Annotated in this window: 16 protein-coding genes; 6 read left to right on the top strand and 10 right to left on the bottom strand. The window is 34.3% G+C overall.

Features of this window, described 5'->3' with window-relative positions; genetic code table 11:
• Window positions 1–35: 35 nt before the first annotated feature.
• The 3 genes from I5818_RS03970 (at window position 36) to I5818_RS03960 (ending at window position 3,145) form a co-directional block, all read left to right on the top strand.
• On the top strand, window positions 36–1,367 hold the full coding sequence (locus I5818_RS03970; protein WP_209391858.1) for an ABC transporter substrate-binding protein: 1,332 nt from the start codon (window positions 36–38) through the stop codon (window positions 1,365–1,367).
• A gap of 91 nt (window positions 1,368–1,458) precedes the next feature.
• The gene (locus tag I5818_RS03965; RefSeq protein ID WP_078109589.1) at window positions 1,459–2,217 is read left to right on the top strand and encodes a glycerophosphodiester phosphodiesterase; all 759 of its coding nucleotides are present in this window, start codon (window positions 1,459–1,461) and stop codon (window positions 2,215–2,217) included.
• Complete coding sequence (locus I5818_RS03960; RefSeq protein ID WP_169846875.1) at window positions 2,210–3,145, top strand: glycerophosphodiester phosphodiesterase; 936 nt, start codon at window positions 2,210–2,212, stop codon at window positions 3,143–3,145. The genes I5818_RS03965 and I5818_RS03960 overlap by 8 nt, the downstream gene beginning before the upstream one ends.
• A 52-nt stretch (window positions 3,146–3,197) precedes the next feature.
• Here I5818_RS03960 and I5818_RS03955 read toward each other — a convergent pair whose 3' ends face one another.
• From I5818_RS03955 to I5818_RS03930, 6 genes are all read right to left on the bottom strand, one after another.
• On the bottom strand, window positions 3,198–4,229 hold the full coding sequence (locus I5818_RS03955) for a DUF418 domain-containing protein (RefSeq protein WP_071974771.1): 1,032 nt from the start codon (window positions 4,227–4,229) through the stop codon (window positions 3,198–3,200).
• A gap of 72 nt (window positions 4,230–4,301) precedes the next feature.
• Window positions 4,302–4,661 carry a YxeA family protein gene (locus I5818_RS03950; protein ID WP_078109591.1) on the bottom strand — a complete coding sequence of 120 codons (360 nt, stop codon included), beginning with the start codon at window positions 4,659–4,661 and terminating at the stop codon, window positions 4,302–4,304.
• Window positions 4,662–4,683: 22 nt separating this feature from the next.
• The gene (locus I5818_RS03945) at window positions 4,684–6,555 is read right to left on the bottom strand and encodes an FtsX-like permease family protein (protein ID WP_078109592.1); all 1,872 of its coding nucleotides are present in this window, start codon (window positions 6,553–6,555) and stop codon (window positions 4,684–4,686) included.
• Window positions 6,530–7,303 carry an ABC transporter ATP-binding protein gene (locus tag I5818_RS03940; protein ID WP_078109593.1) on the bottom strand — a complete coding sequence of 258 codons (774 nt, stop codon included), beginning with the start codon at window positions 7,301–7,303 and terminating at the stop codon, window positions 6,530–6,532. The genes I5818_RS03945 and I5818_RS03940 overlap by 26 nt, the downstream gene beginning before the upstream one ends.
• Before the next feature lie 608 nt (window positions 7,304–7,911).
• Window positions 7,912–8,889 (bottom strand): sensor histidine kinase, encoded by a 978-nt coding sequence (locus I5818_RS03935; protein ID WP_078109594.1) that lies wholly within the window; start codon window positions 8,887–8,889, stop codon window positions 7,912–7,914.
• On the bottom strand, window positions 8,886–9,587 hold the full coding sequence (locus I5818_RS03930; protein ID WP_078109595.1) for a response regulator transcription factor: 702 nt from the start codon (window positions 9,585–9,587) through the stop codon (window positions 8,886–8,888). Before I5818_RS03930 ends, I5818_RS03935 begins: the two co-directional genes overlap by 4 nt.
• A gap of 306 nt (window positions 9,588–9,893) precedes the next feature.
• Here I5818_RS03930 and I5818_RS03925 point away from each other — a divergent pair, with 306 nt between their 5' ends.
• Complete coding sequence (locus I5818_RS03925; RefSeq protein WP_078109596.1) at window positions 9,894–10,424, top strand: GNAT family N-acetyltransferase; 531 nt, start codon at window positions 9,894–9,896, stop codon at window positions 10,422–10,424.
• A gap of 200 nt (window positions 10,425–10,624) precedes the next feature.
• Here the strand turns inward: I5818_RS03925 and I5818_RS03920 are convergent, their stop codons facing one another.
• The gene (locus I5818_RS03920; RefSeq protein ID WP_078109597.1) at window positions 10,625–11,050 is read right to left on the bottom strand and encodes a carboxymuconolactone decarboxylase family protein; all 426 of its coding nucleotides are present in this window, start codon (window positions 11,048–11,050) and stop codon (window positions 10,625–10,627) included.
• 120 nt (window positions 11,051–11,170) lie between these two features.
• Here I5818_RS03920 and I5818_RS03915 point away from each other — a divergent pair, with 120 nt between their 5' ends.
• The gene (locus tag I5818_RS03915) at window positions 11,171–11,605 is read left to right on the top strand and encodes an Lrp/AsnC family transcriptional regulator (protein WP_078109598.1); all 435 of its coding nucleotides are present in this window, start codon (window positions 11,171–11,173) and stop codon (window positions 11,603–11,605) included.
• Window positions 11,606–11,687: 82 nt separating this feature from the next.
• On the opposite strand, the gene I5818_RS26410 is transcribed toward I5818_RS03915, so the two are convergent.
• The gene (locus tag I5818_RS26410) at window positions 11,688–11,834 is read right to left on the bottom strand and encodes a Spo0E family sporulation regulatory protein-aspartic acid phosphatase (RefSeq protein WP_352523797.1); all 147 of its coding nucleotides are present in this window, start codon (window positions 11,832–11,834) and stop codon (window positions 11,688–11,690) included.
• A 263-nt stretch (window positions 11,835–12,097) separates the two neighbouring features.
• Between I5818_RS26410 and I5818_RS03905 the strand changes: the two genes are divergently transcribed.
• Window positions 12,098–12,505, top strand: coding sequence for an ASCH domain-containing protein (locus I5818_RS03905; protein WP_078109599.1), 408 nt, complete (start codon window positions 12,098–12,100; stop codon window positions 12,503–12,505).
• Window positions 12,506–12,597: 92 nt separating this feature from the next.
• Here I5818_RS03905 and I5818_RS03900 read toward each other — a convergent pair whose 3' ends face one another.
• Together I5818_RS03900 and I5818_RS03895 are read right to left on the bottom strand one after the other, a co-directional pair.
• Window positions 12,598–14,016 carry an alpha/beta hydrolase family protein gene (locus I5818_RS03900; RefSeq protein ID WP_078109600.1) on the bottom strand — a complete coding sequence of 473 codons (1,419 nt, stop codon included), beginning with the start codon at window positions 14,014–14,016 and terminating at the stop codon, window positions 12,598–12,600.
• A 112-nt stretch (window positions 14,017–14,128) separates the two neighbouring features.
• Window positions 14,129–15,577 (bottom strand): MDR family MFS transporter, encoded by a 1,449-nt coding sequence (locus I5818_RS03895; RefSeq protein WP_078109601.1) that lies wholly within the window; start codon window positions 15,575–15,577, stop codon window positions 14,129–14,131.
• Between the last annotated feature and the right edge of the window lie 22 nt (window positions 15,578–15,599).

Below are 15,599 nucleotides of genomic sequence, written 5' to 3'. Positions count from 1 at the left end.
CTTCATTACATATTTAATCAAAAGGAGAAGTGAAAATGAAAAAGCGACTCTCGATACTTATGATTGGTCTATTATTCTTACTAACCGCCTGTAATACGACAGAAAAGGGCTCCGCATCATCTGCTGCAGATAATGGAAAACAAATGGTGACGTTTTGGCATTCCATGAGTGGAGCTGGTCAAGAAACATTAAAACAAATTGTAGAAGACTTCAATAACTCCCAAGATAAGATTCAGGTTAATGCAGAATTTCAAGGTACCTATGATGAGGCATTAACAAAATTTCATACTGTAGCAGGTACAAAAAGTGCCCCAAGCATCATTCAAGTATTTGAAATTGGAACAAAATCGATGATCAACAGCGGTAACATCGTTCCAATTCAAAAATTTGTTGATAAAGAAAAATATGATATGAGTGGATTAGAGCAAAACATTCTTAACTATTACACGATCGATAATAAGCTATATTCCATGCCATTTAACTCATCAACTCCTGTTATGTACTACAATAAAGATGCATTTAAAAAAGCAGGTATAGATCCGGAAAATCCTCCAAGAACCTTTGAAGAAATTGAGAACATATCAAAATCAATCACTAAAGCAAATCCAGATATGAAAGGTTTTGCCCTACAAGCATATGGCTGGTTATTTGAAGAACTAATGGCCAATCAAGGTGCACTATTAATGAACAACGATAATGGTCGCTCCGATACTCCATCTAAAATTGGCTTTTCTAAGGAAGAAGGAACAGCCATCTTCAATTGGGTGAAACGAATGATCGATGATGGAACCTTTGCCAACTATGGGACAAATGGCGATAATATGGTGGCTGGATTTCTAGCTGGAGATGTTTCAATGTTTGTCCAATCATCAGCAAGTGCTCGAGATGTTATAGACAATGCCCCATTTGAGGTAGGTGTGGCCTTCCTTCCACATCCAGAAAGTAAGGAACGCCAAGGTGTCGTTATCGGTGGAGCTAGTCTATGGATGATTGATGGTAAACCGAAAGAAGAGCAGCAAGCGGCGTGGGAGTTCATGAAATACTTGCAAACGCCTGAAGTACAAGCAAAGTGGCATGTTGGCACAGGCTATTTCGCGATTAACCCTGAAGCTTATGAAAATCCAATGGTCAAAGAAGCTTATAACAAAATGCCCCAATTACAAGTAACTGTAAACCAATTACAGTCAACAAAACCATCTATCGCTACTCAGGGAGCAATCATGGATATGATTCCAGAAGGCAGAAAAATTATCGAAACAGCCCTTGAAACGGTATATAATGGTGGAAATGTGGATAAAGCCTATGATACTGCAGTGAAACAGTTCAATGCGGCTATTAAACAAGCAAACGCAGCAAGAGGAAAATAAATAAAATTTAGCAGTTTAAGAGAATAAGGGGATATATCCTCTCCCGCTCCTTATTCTCTTCCAATTCTTTATATTGAAAGGATGGATTGTTATGACAAAGGTTTATGGACACCGAGGCTGCAAGGGAACCTATCCTGAAAATACATTACTTGGATTCCGGCAAGCGATTAAGCATGGAGTTGACGGCATTGAACTAGATATTCATATGACAAAAGATGGAGAAATCGTCGTCATCCATGATGAAAAGCTCGATCGAACGACTGATGGAGCAGGCTATATTAAAGATTTAACATTAGAAGAAATTAAACAATTTAGTGCTGGAAATCAGTTTACTCATTTACCTAACTATCAAGAGGAACTATGGTCACAAGAACGCGTACCAACATTAAAGGAAGTGCTTGAATTATTAGCCCCCTATCCAATCGATCTAAATATCGAATTTAAAACGTATATGTTTGAATACGAAGGAATCGAAAGTAAAGTACATTCCATCGTAAGCCAATTCGGTGGACAGCGCAAAGTTATTTACTCATCCTTTTATTTACCGACGATCTTAAAAATGAAAAAAATCAATCCAGAAGCCACAATTGCCCTCCTAATACATAATGATGGATTGCTAAATCAACCAAACTATCTACAAAACTTACCATTATCAGCATTGAATATAGCAAAGGATATAGTTTTATCCGATTCGAATTTAGTAAAAAACTTAAGCTATCCAATATGTGTTTGGACGGTGAATAAAGAAGAAGAAATCAAGCAGCTTTTAGAGCAAAACGTCGAAACCATTATTTCCGATTTTCCTGAAAAAGTCTTACATTCTAGAAATGAGAGAAAGCTATATGTTTAAAAAAATCGTACTCACTTTAACTAGTTTTCTTGTAATTTTAACCTTTATCTATACTTTTGCTAGCCAAAAAGCGGAGTCTGTATCAACTACGACTATAGAAACCATACCGAAAAAAACAGCAACATCCAAGATAGAATCAACCGTAAAAAATAAAACAGGGCACAGCTTTAAACAGACTCCAAAAATTCTCGCCCATCGAGGAGCAAATGACCGATTTAATGAAAATACAATAACCGCTCAAAAAATAGCTGCCGATGATGGTGTGGATGCATTAGAAATGGATCTACGCATGACTAAAGATGGTTCACTAATCATCATGCATGATCAAACGATTAATCGTACAACGAATGGAAAGAAGAAAGTTTCAGAACTAACTTTAGATGAATTAAAAGCTTATCAAACAATTGGACGATACAACGGGGAAACGACAACAGAAGATATCCCCACGCTTAGGGAAATGATTGAAGCTTTTACAGATACCGAACATTATTATATTGAAACAAGATTAGTCAATGGGGAATTAAAAATGGAGGAACCCTTAATTGACCTGCTAAATGAATATCATCTTATTTCTAAAGGATTAGTCACCATTCAATCCTTTTCACCGCAAAGCTTAGAAAAAATACAGAGATTAGCACCTAATGTTCCTTTAACCTTACTTTTCGGAAAAGGTAAATTTGATTTGGAAAAGGCACTGACTGCTCCTTACCCGATCATAGGGATTGAATCAAAAGATGTCACTTTAAGTATTGTCAACGAGATCCATCAAGCCGGAAAAGAAGTTCATGTGTATTTTACAAATAAAAAAACGGAAAAGAATGAGCAGGCACGAGTAAAAGCTTTTCATGTTGATGGTTATTTCACTGATGACATAAATTATACGAAACAACTTTTGGGACAATGGACCGGATCCATTGTCCCATTTTGAATTCAAATAAACAAAGGAAGAGGACGATTGATAAGTCCTCTTCCCCATTCGGTTAATTCACTTTTCGTAACGGCATTCTCTTTAAATAAGTCACCATTCTCCATATCCATTCGAGTGGACCAAACTTAAAGAAACGAAGCCAAATCGTACTATATATTAGCTGCAAAACAAGAATGATTAAACATAGATAAAGAGTTTCTAAATAAGTAATCTTATTATTTAAATGCAAGACTACATTAGCCAACAATATGAAAGTAGTTTGCATAATATAATTGGACAATGCCATGCGTCCTAAATTTTTGATGGGTGACAATAGTTTAGCTATCATTCCTACCCTAACAAGAATAATGACTAATCCAACATAAAAAGCGGACACAATGGGTCCAATCATAATTCCAATTTTGAGAAATTTATTCGTCTGAATGACATTTAGGTCATCAGTTCCTTCTAATATCATGCCATAAAAAGGACGCAATGGACTCTGCATGTATTGATAGGTTAGACCGACTATACTTAACAGAAACATGACGAACGTAAACTTGTTAATTAAACGCTTTTGTTCAGAAAGTTTCTCAAAGATACGATATTGTCCCGCAGCAAGTCCCAATAAAATGTATGGGAAGCTCATAAGTTCTTTCATCGATAAAATGGCAAAAGTAATTAATAAAACCAATCCAACAATCAGATTTATTTCTTTTTTCACCTTATAAAATGGCATCACTAGAAGACCACAAATGGCATAGACAGCTAACGCTTCTCCCGGCTGAAATATATGATGAATGCATCCAAAAATGAATAATGCGATGATTCTTCGTATAAATAGCACATAGCCATTTTTCCCTTTGGAGATCGCTCTTGATAGAAAAATATAAAAGCCAACCCCAAATAAAAAGGAAAAGATAGAGAAAAAGCGAGTTTCCACAAATACATAGAGCCATTTTTGATAGGCAGCATTCGCCGTATGTGGTTCAGGCATTTGCACTGACAATAATGCTAAAATATTGACTAAAATAATTCCAATTAAAGCGAATCCTCTCAAATAATCTAGGGCATCGATCCTTCTTGTCTGTTCAATTGAATTCATATGTTTCTCCTTTTTGTTTGTTCTATTATATAGGGTCTGACCCCAAGAACATTTCTCCCTGTCCTTTGTAAGCTATAAATCCGATTTTATTAATTGATCCCTTACCTTTTTAGGTAAGCTTTCTAGCTTTACTTCCTCCCACGTTTTTACATAGCTCCCCTTCATATATACTTTTAAAAATGCATTCTTTCTTAGTTCATGCGAGGCGTAAAATTTTACTTCTTGTTTCTCACCACTCTTTGTAAAACCAATTAATGTATAATCAGCCCCACCTGGATTTCTCAGTGCAGGTTTCGCGTTAATTTGAACATATACATCTTTTTTTGATACAAAAGGGTTAATTTGATCGGATACTTCTTTCGGCAATGCTAAAAATCCACCAACAATAATAGCCATTCCTATGACAACCCCAATCATTGTTTTCTTTTTCATTTTCAATCACTCCTTTACTTTTTTACTCATCAATAGATGCCATTATTTTTTTTACATAGCTGATTCGTACAATTGTAAAATAGACAATCTCTAAAATTAAAAACCCAATAATCGTAATAATCGTAGGAACAACAACACTACTTCCCATATCTCTCTCCAAAACTTTTAAGGCAAAGCATGTATGAACAATAGCTACTATGAATGGCAAGAAAAACAGAATCAACAATTGCCATGTTGCACTTTTCTTAATTTCCATTTCAGTGAGCCCTACTTTCGATAATGCTTTGTATTTTTCTTGTTCATGCTCAAGGTCTGTAAATAGACGGAAATAAATAAAACTACCTGCAGCAAGGAAAAATACTAAGGCCACAAATAAACCAATAAATAAACTGAGACTAGGAATTTGAACACTTTCATAATAAATTAACCCTTTTGAGAAAAATTCAAAATGAATATTAGTATAGTTACCGTATAATGTATCGTGTAGTATCTTGCTTATTTCAACACTCTTCTTCCAATCCTTAAAATGGAACCCATAAAGGGTAGACGGTTCAAAGGTTGATTTCATTTTTTTATATGTTTGCTCATTAACAACTACTGCCGTCGAAACACCTAAAATAGATGATTCAATCCCTTTAACCTTGAGCGAGTACGGGGAATCTACTATTTTCAATGTTGATGGAATGTCTTTCTTATGATCAAAACCACGATTATCCAAATAAACAATGGCCTCACCATCATTTATGGCCCCCACTTTTAAGGTTGGATTATATTTTGACGCTTCCTTTTGCGATAAAATCACAATAACTGGAACCGTACCATCTGGCATTTGATAACGCGCCTCTAAGGCCTCCACTTTCCCCGCTTTATAGTCAATACCAACATGACTTAAAGATTCTTCAATTAAACCAATATGTTTTGCTTCATTCCCATTATCTGGACTAGATAAATATTCTATTTCGTAATTTGTCTTTTCAATCGGTTGCTTTGATTTAAAAACAGTTAACACACCTGTTGCTGTAAAGGCCACTGCAGAAACGATACTCACGATAAAAAACAATCTCGCATTATCCTTTAATCGATAGGTTAAATCAGAAATCGTTAAGAAATGATAGCCATTTAAATAAAGATTTTTGCTTTTCTTCAATCGTTTTAATATCCATACACTTAATTGACTGTAAAAGAAGAAAGTTCCTATAACCGTTAAGATTAATATAATCACCGCACTGGTCATATTAATTTCCGCAATAAAAGCCATCGTATAGCCCGTCCCTAAAAAGATAAGTGCAAGTGCAGACAATAAAATAGAAGGCTTCGGAGCTTTTTTTGGTTTAATCGATCCTTTTAACAAGGCTACCGTTTCTTCAGTGTTAATAAAGAAAAGCGTAAATTGAGAGATAATGAAAAATAATACAAGAAAAACGCCACTTGTTAGCCCAATCGCTTTCCAAGGTAAATATAAGGACAACTCATCCATATCAAGAATATATCCACCCGCAACAAAGAACATTTTCGCAAGAATCGTTCCTCCTGCTATTCCTGAAATAATAGAGGCTAGTCCAATAACCAGGTTTTCAAGTGTTACTAATCTCCTCAACTGCTTTGGTGATGTCCCTGAAATCGTAAGAATTCCAAACTCTTTTTTTCTCGTATGCAGGAAAGCATTAACTGAATATAAAACAAATAGAATGGAGAAGACAAAAATAATCCACTCAGCTGCTATCATACCCTTGCGAGCAATAGTATTGATCACTCCTGTTTCTAAGGCAGGGTGAAAAATAAACATCGCAAATATATAAAAAATCATGACAGCAAAGGAACTGCTTAGATAAAACGCTAAATAAGAACGTAAATTACGCGCTACATTTTTAGTAGCGAGTTGATAAAAGTTCATTTGCATTCCCTCCAAGCATGGACAATACATCGATAATTTGCTGGAAGAATACTTTCCGGTTATCCCCCATATAGATCTCGTTGTACAATTCACCATCTTTAATAAAAATGACCCGATGACAATAACTTGCTGCAAAAGGATCATGTGTGACCATTAGCATTGTAGTCTTCTCATGTTCATTAATATCAAGCATAGCTTCTAACACTGCTTTTGAAGATTTTGAATCCAAGTTTCCGGTTGGTTCATCCGCTAAAAGTAAGGAAGGTTTGTGTATGATAGCTCTCGCAATCGCTGTTCTTTGCCGTTGCCCTCCAGATACTTCGAATGTTCTCTTCTTTAAAATAGATTCAATTCCAAGCTTTTCTGCGATATGGCTTACTTTTTCTGCAATCACATGAGGTTTTACCCTCTCCAGCACTAATGGGAGCATAATATTTTCTTCTAATGTTAATGTGTCCAATAAATTAAAGTCTTGAAACACGAACCCCAATTCTTGTCTTCTGAATTTTGCTAGTTTCTCTTTTTTCAATTTATGTGGCTGCTTCCCATTGATGATAATCTCTCCTGATGTAGAACGATCAATAGTTGAAATTAGATTTAATAATGTTGATTTTCCTGAGCCTGAAGGACCCATGACTCCAATAAATTCACCAGCCTGCACATTCATGTTGATATTTGTTAAGGCTTGAAAAGGATTTTTCCCATCATAAACCTTGTTTATATGATTAACTTGCAGAACTGTCTGCATGATGTAACCTCCTTAAATGTGTATGACCCTATTGTAAAAAGAACAAGAAAGATCTGCGATTTAATTTCCTTAAATGAAACTTACATTTTTGTAAGAAAATCCGACCTTTGATTTTCACAAAAGGAAAGTTGGCCTTAGAACTTTCCACGAAAATCTGGTTTTTGATTTTCACAAAAGGAAAGTTGGCCTTAGAACTTTCCACGAAAATCTGGTTTTTGATTTTCACAAAAAGGAAAGTTGGATCTAAAACTTTCCACGAAAATCCGACCTTTGATTTTCCTAAAAGGAAAGTTGGCCTTAAAACTTTCCATGAAAATCTGACCTTTGATTTTCCTAAAAGGAAAGTTGGCTTTAGAACTTTCCACGAAAATCTGATCTTTGATTTTCCCAAAAAGGAAAGTTGGCTTTAGAACTTTCCACGAAAATCTGATCTTTGATTTTCCCAAAAAGGAAAGTTGGATCTAAAACTTTCCACGAAAATCCGGTTTTTGACCTGAAGAGACATGGCTAGAATATATTCATGTTTAGTGCATTGCATTTATCCATTAATCAATAATTGAAAAGAAAAAACCTTGCTGAAGATACAGCAAGGCCACAATTATTTTTTCCTAAACATTAAAAATAATGCTAAACGAAGTTCCTTTGTTTATCTCCGTATCAATGGAGAAATCATGGGCGAGCCTATTTAATATTTCCTTAACAAGATAGAGCCCCATCCCTGTCGATTCATGATACTTTCTTCCATTCACACCGGTAAAATATGGTTCAAATACCCTCTTTACATCCTGTTCAGGAATACCTATTCCATAATCAGTAATGGTTAAAATCACTTGTTCATTTTGTTTTGCTAATCGTATATCTACCTTATTGGACTTCTCGGTTGAATACTTTAATGCATTGGACAGCACTTGCTCAATGACAAACTTAATCCATTTTTTATCAGAAAGAATATAAAGATCTTGGTCGTTCATTATCATATTGGGATATACCTTGAATTGAAAAAACAGGCTTTTATTTTCTTTAACAAGTTCTTTTATAAATGTATTGATAGGGATCCTTTCAATCTGATAATCCTTTTCAAACAAGGATAGCCTAGAGGAATATAAAACAGTCTTTAATCCCATCTCTAATTTGTATATTTCCTTTCGAATATCCTGGAAAACTGGATCATCATAATCTTGAATCATTAGCTGTATCACTGATATCGGCGTTTTCATTTGATGGACCCATTGATTCATAAAGGTCGCTTTTTCTTTAATCTCCGCCTCACCTTCCAATATCAATTGATCAGCGGCATCTTTTTCCTCGATTATTTTCTGATGCAGTACTTTATTAAAATAACCATTTCCAAAGCTAGGTATATACCTTAATTCTTTCTCATCGGTAGTTATCCATTTATAAAGCTGTGAGTCATTCATCCACCGATAGGCTAAATAAATACAAAAAAGAATGATTTGCATTAACAAAACATAAAGGACATGTCCCCATCCTTGAAATCCTAGAAACCAAAAATACAACCATGTGAATCCGCCTTGTACAATTACCATAAATAGTAATGCAAAATGACTTCTTAGAAAGATTTTCATTGGTTATCTTCCCACGTCTTTTTCATTCGGTAGCCGGCTCCACGTATGGTTTCTACTGCATCATTGATCCCTAATTCCTTCAATACCCTACGAATTCTTGATATATATACATTTAACGTATTCTCATCAACAAACATATCTGTATCCCACATTTTCTCCATTAACCTATCACGACTCGTTACCTTATCTCCACGCTCTAAAAGTAGCGCTATCATTGTCGCTTCTTTTTTCGAGAGCTCGTAGTTCTTGCCATTGAACTCTAATTCAAGCTTCTCTGGATAATACTTGAGTCCTTCAAAATTAATCACCTTCTCCTTTTGGTTTAGCGCATATTCCCCCAAGGTCCGTCGAAGTTGACTTTTTACCTTAGCTGTTACAATCTCAAATGAAAAGGGCTTTGTAATATAATCATCTGCTCCATTCTCAATAGCCATCACTTGATCCATTGTTCCTTCACGAGCAGATATAAAGATGATCGGACATTTTGAATACTTTCTTATTTGTCTACACCAATAAAACCCATCAAAAGAGGGCAAATTGATATCAAGCAATACTAAATCAGGGCTATTCTCTCTAAACTCTGTCAAAACACGATCAAAGTTATCTAATCCGACACACTGATAGCCGTACTTCGTTAAATAGTTCTCTAAAAGTTTTCTGAGGTCTTCATTATCCTCAATGATCATTATCTTTGGCATATCGATCTTCCCTTTCAAACATAACATTAACAAATATAATCCTAAGACACTATAGTTGGATAAGACTCTTTTAGTTATTCGATTATACAAGTTATAAAAAGTACATGCATTAATTGAATTGATTTTAAAATAAAAGACATTTTAGAATTATAGACCTTCCATCTATTGCAGATGCAAATGTTAAAAGTTTAATCCTGTCTATCTACTAATATATAATAGAATTATCTTTTTCAAGAAGGGACTGAATTATGCGCAGATATCAATATAGTAACCCGATATAAAAAAACAGATGGAGGGAACTTATTGATGAAGGAACTGTTAACAACGGAAAGATTATTATTAAGAAAAATTCATGTATCAGATTCGGAAAGCTTATTTTCGATTTGGTCAGATCCTGATGTAACAAAATACATGAATATTGATCGCTTTACTGATGTAAGCCGAGCGAGGGAAATGATTGAATTACTAAATCATTTATCACAGGAAAACAAGGCTATCCGCTATTCTATAATTAAAAAAGACACTCAAGATATAATTGGCTCTTGTGGGTACAATTCTCTCGATTATGATCATTCTAAAGTTGAACTTGGATATGAAATTAGTAAGGCTTATTGGGGAAAGGGATATGCTCCAGAGGCGATAAGCTCACTTGTTCATTATGCATTTAACTCATTGGGCATGAATCGAATTGAAGCTAGAGTTGAACCTGCTAATAAAAGTTCAGTGAAAGTTTTACAAAAACTAAACTTTACATTTGAAGGAACAATGAGAAAATGTGAAAAGTCTAAAGGAAGGTTTATTGATCTAAGTATTTTTTCAAAATTAATTACAGATTAGTAAATCCTAGTATAGAGTTGTCTATTAGAGGGTCTGACCCCTTTGTTTATAGACAACTCTATTTTTCATTCCTGCTACCCCATTTGGATAGAAAAGATTGATGCTAACTATTAAATCTATAAAAAACTCCCCTTTTAAGGACAGTTTTGTTATTTTTATATGCCAGTTACTAATAAATCGTAGTCTAATTCAATTTTCTATTATTCTACTATTTTATTTTCAGCTTCTAATTTCATCATGGCTCCAAAATACTGTGATGCGGTTGTAAATGCAATAAATGCACAGAGCTCACTTATTTCATTTTCGTTAAAATATTCTTGTAATATTTCAAAAGATGAATCTGGTATACTTTCTTTTTGCTTTAAAAAAACTTCCGCAAACCCGACTGCAATAGAAATTTTCTCATTGAATTTTTCAGGCTCTGGCTTGCCTTTTGCTTTACAATATTCACAGCCATTGCTTTGAGCCAGAGTTCTTCTTACTTGTTCCTTTAATTCTGAGGAGAGGAATCCATCCTTTTCTAACACATCTCCTAAGTAAGACCACCCTTCCATTACTTTTTCGTTATGTCCTAAAAGTCTTTGGAAAGGAGTATTTCCAAATGTAGATTCACTAATTCTTGCCATTATTAACACCACCTTATATATTAGTATAAAAAATAGAATGAACCATTCACATTAAATATGTAATGTATTAATAATTATTAGTTATGGAATTTAATAAAAAATAGAGGAGTTTCCTTAAAAATGAAAATTGATGAGATTAATAAAAAAATAATTAATGAATTGAAACAGAATAGTCGTTTATCAATGAGTGAACTCGGGAGGAGAATCAACCTTTCTTCCCCTTCAGTCACAGAACGAGTCCGACAAATGGAATCCTTTGGAATAATAAAAAGATACACGTTAGAAATCGATTATTCTAAATTAGGTTCGCCGATTCAATGTATCGTTGAAGCAACCATTAAAAATGGCGATTACAAAGCTTTCAGAAAATATATCGAGCAACTACCAAATGTAGAGTTTTGTTATCGTATTGCTGGCAATGCCTGTTATATGCTCAAAATGCAATTTGAATCTTTCCCAAAAGCAGAGGAATTTATTGATGATGTCAGTCCATTCGCTCACACGGTCACACATTTTATTTTCTCGCAAGTAGAAACTAATTTAAGTCTATTTTAAGGGGTCTGACCCCCGCTGATTTAACGTATTAACGCAATGGGGGCCTGACCCCCAAAGCCTATTTACTTTTTTACCGAATCATCTATTTCTCACTATGACGAAATTTTATGAAGGTTAATTGATAGTTTAGAAGATATTTCTCTAATTCTTGACTGAAACGTATGGTATCGGGATGTGTTAACCCTTTTTCGTTAGCAAAAAGATTTAATATTTGTCGTTTCTGTTCAATTTTTATTGATAATTCTTTTCTATTAATAATTGTTCATCTCTTTCACTTTTATGAATCATAATTAAATACTGTATAACCAAATTATTTTATTTACCTCCACTTCCCCCCTCACCATGACCTAAAACATTTATTGGACTACAGTATACTTTTATATACTTAAGTACAAATATTAATTATAATAATAGTGGGATAGGAAATATGTCAATATTTTTTAAAGGCGATAATCTTGTATCTACATAAACTTAAAGAATTGAGGAATGAATATGTCTGATGTTGCAATTTCTAAATATCAAATGATTTTTGGTTGGGAAGAGGATAATGGAATTGGCGAGATGTTGATTCAACAAATTCTAAAAGGAGAAAAAACAGCTACTTGTGCTCCTAAACAGGAATATTCAAAAGAAGAATTAAGAAAAACATATGAACCAGTTGGAGAAATTGTTACGGTATATGATAAACATGGTCATCCACGATGTAATGTGAGATTGAAAGAAGTATTCGAAACAACCTTTGGAAACCCAGATTTAAGACTTGTTCGAGGCGAAGGAAATGGTGACGATATAGAAAAATTTCAAGAGGACCACAAATTAGCATGGAAAGAGATAGATATTGAATTAAATGATGAGACTATTTTAGTAGTGGAATTATTCGAAATGGTAACAAACGAATAGCACCTATTACAGGTTTCACGATAAATCTATCAATGATGTTTAGTATCCAACAAATAGCCTTCGAAAATGAAGGCTATTTAATATGAAGACGATTATTCACTTACTTTTATATCTGAATAAGCCTTCTTTAGTTGATTTAAATGAAAGGGCTTATTTTTCAAATGGAAATCAAAGAAATGTAATGTAAAAGCATTAATTACCTCATGAACATATCTAGGATCTTCCCCTTTATTTGCAAAAAAAGGTGAAAAAAGCGGAAAATCAGTAAAACTCATATGAGACGTATGAGGAATTTCAATAGATATCCCACCATTAGCTAATGCATTCTCCCTTCGCTCTGTTGTTTCCTTCCAATTATTCTCATAATAACTGAGTGGTTTATCCAATTGAGAATCAGCTTGATTAAGTGTTTTTTTATACTCGTTATAATCTATACTTTTTTCCCCATTAAAAATCATTAAGGGCTTTTCCACCCCAGTTTCTTCAATTTTTTCTCCATACAAGGTACCATCCATATTGACAGCTGCTTTAATTCTGTCATCTTTCATTAACATTTGCACGGCAGTCGCACCACCATATGAATGACCAAACATACCTATTTGATTTAGATCCATTCGATTGATGAACAAATTTTTTCTATCATTTTTATTTAACTTCTCTAACTCATTAAGGACAAACGAAACATCCTTTTCCCATAAAGTAATATGTGAATCCAGTTCATCAAATCCGGATAAATTTTTAAAGCGAATTTCAGCACTAGAACCGTCCGTAAAAATCGTTGCTGCAGCATCATATGTATGATCAATTCCTACAATAATATATCCATGGCTTGCTAGCTCTTCAACTTCGAACGTATTTTGATTTCGAAATCCTGTTAGTCCATGGGAAAAAATTAAAACAGGATAATTAGACTTTTCTGGTGAGACATGTACATTTAACATCGAATGAGTTTTTACTAAACTTAGCTGTTGGAAAAGGAATGACGGCAAATGGAGTGCCTTTTTTAGCCCTTTTGCAATTGGTTGAATATCTGATATATATGGAGCAAATTTTCCTTTTTCATCTTTATTCACAGGGTACCAAATCTGTATTGCCAGCTTTCTTTTTGAATATGGATCTTTTTCGTACGTCTCCAACCGATCATGATCAACGAAGGTATAGCTTGTTGTGCCAACTGCATATTTACCGGTAGGCTCCTTAAATGCAAAAACAGGAAAGATGAAAGGTAAACTAACGGCAATGACAGTAAAAAGGAATATGCTTATAGACATAGTAATCTTTAACCATTTCTTAGAAACATTTACGCGTAAAAAAAAGATTAAAAAGATTGGCACTACATATAACGGTATCATCTGCCAGCGGAAACCTTCCACTTTATATTGTAGTGTTATCAGGAAGAGCATGGCAGATAATAGTAGAATGATAATCTTCCAGTTTTGTTTTTTTGAAAAGAAAGACCACCAAAGTAAACCTAATGCTAAAATAGCATATATAATTTCTATTAAGCGCATTTCATACTCCTTTCTTTACTTTTCGACAGCAACCAATTCTTACAAGAACATTTCAGGGAAGAAAACGACTAAATAACATGAATAATCGTTTCCTTTAACAGAGTGACAAAAATCATTGCGCATTATCCTTAACAGGCTGTTTAATAAAAAAACAAAAAATAAATGCTAAGATAGTAAGAATAAATGCAGCTAAAAATCCATTATTCAGTCCTTTTATAGTTGCGTCGAATAATAGATGTGGTGCTTGATTCATCCCATGATGACTAATGTATTGACTGACTGAGGTTGACATGACCCCTACAATAATGGCTGAACCTAGAGATGCAAAAATTTGACGAACTGTATTATTAGCTGCAGTTCCGTGACTGATTAACGCTTGAGGTAGCGCATTAATTCCTGCAGTCGCTAAAGGCATCATAACTAGCCCCATTCCTAACATTCTTAAAGAATAGGCCGTGACAATCCACCAAATGGATGTATCCTGTTTTAAAAATAAAAAAGGTATAGTACCTAATGTTAAGATAACCATTCCGACAATCGAAAGTTTTCTTATTCCGTACATATCAAATATTTTCCCTGCAATAGGTGAGATAAGTCCTAATACTAACGCGCCTGGGAGAAGAACTAAGCCTGATTGCAATGCAGAATACCCATGAATCTTCTGTGTATAAATTGGGAGTAAAATTTCAGAGCCAATCATTGTCATAAAAATAATGGAAACGATAACCGTAGTTATTGTAAATCCCTTGCTTTTAAATACACGTAGTTCTAATATTGGTTCTTTTAATTTAAATTGACGAAGAGAGAATAGAAGTAATGCGATTAGACCTATTCCACAAGAGATCCATACGATAGGACTCCCCCACCCTTTATCTCCTCCAATTCCAATTCCATAAAGAAGTGTTCCTAATCCAATACTACTTAATAAGACTGAAAGAATATCCAACTTTGGTTTTGTCAGCTGAATAACGTTTTTCAGAAAATAGATTGCAAGAATCATATCTATAACTGTAATTGGCAGAATTAAATAAAATAGATAATGCCAATGATAGGAATCAACAATCCACCCTGATAAAGTTGGACCGATTGCTGGTGAAAAAGCAATGACGATACCAACAAGTCCCATCGCTTCTCCTCGACGATCAGGTGGAAAAATCATGAACATTAATGTTTGCATTAAGGGTAGCATGACGCCAGATCCAACCGCCTGAATCATACGACCAATCAGTAGAAGTTGAAATGTTGGGCTAATGGCACAAACGACGGTTCCAATAGCAAAACATCCCATTGCAAGAAGAAATAAATTCCTACTAGCAATCTGGTTTAATAAAAATGCTGAAACAGGAATCATTATTCCATTGATTAACATAAACGCAGTGATGAGCCACTGTGCATTATTAGCTGTAACATTTAGGTCTTCCATAATTTTTGGAAGAGCAATAACTAAAACCGTTTGATTTAAGATCGCTATAAAAGCACCTACCAAAAGAACAATAACAAAACCTGGTCTTTTGAAGGGCTTTCCTTTTATATCTACCGGTAAAGTGGAAATCTGGTTCATATAGAACACACACCTTTCTTTT

The sequence above is a fragment of the Heyndrickxia oleronia genome, from assembly GCF_017809215.1.
Taxonomy (GTDB): domain Bacteria; phylum Bacillota; class Bacilli; order Bacillales; family Bacillaceae_C; genus Heyndrickxia; species Heyndrickxia oleronia.
The sequence above is the reverse complement of the archived record's forward strand: the minus strand, read 5'-3'. Positions and strand labels throughout refer to the sequence as shown.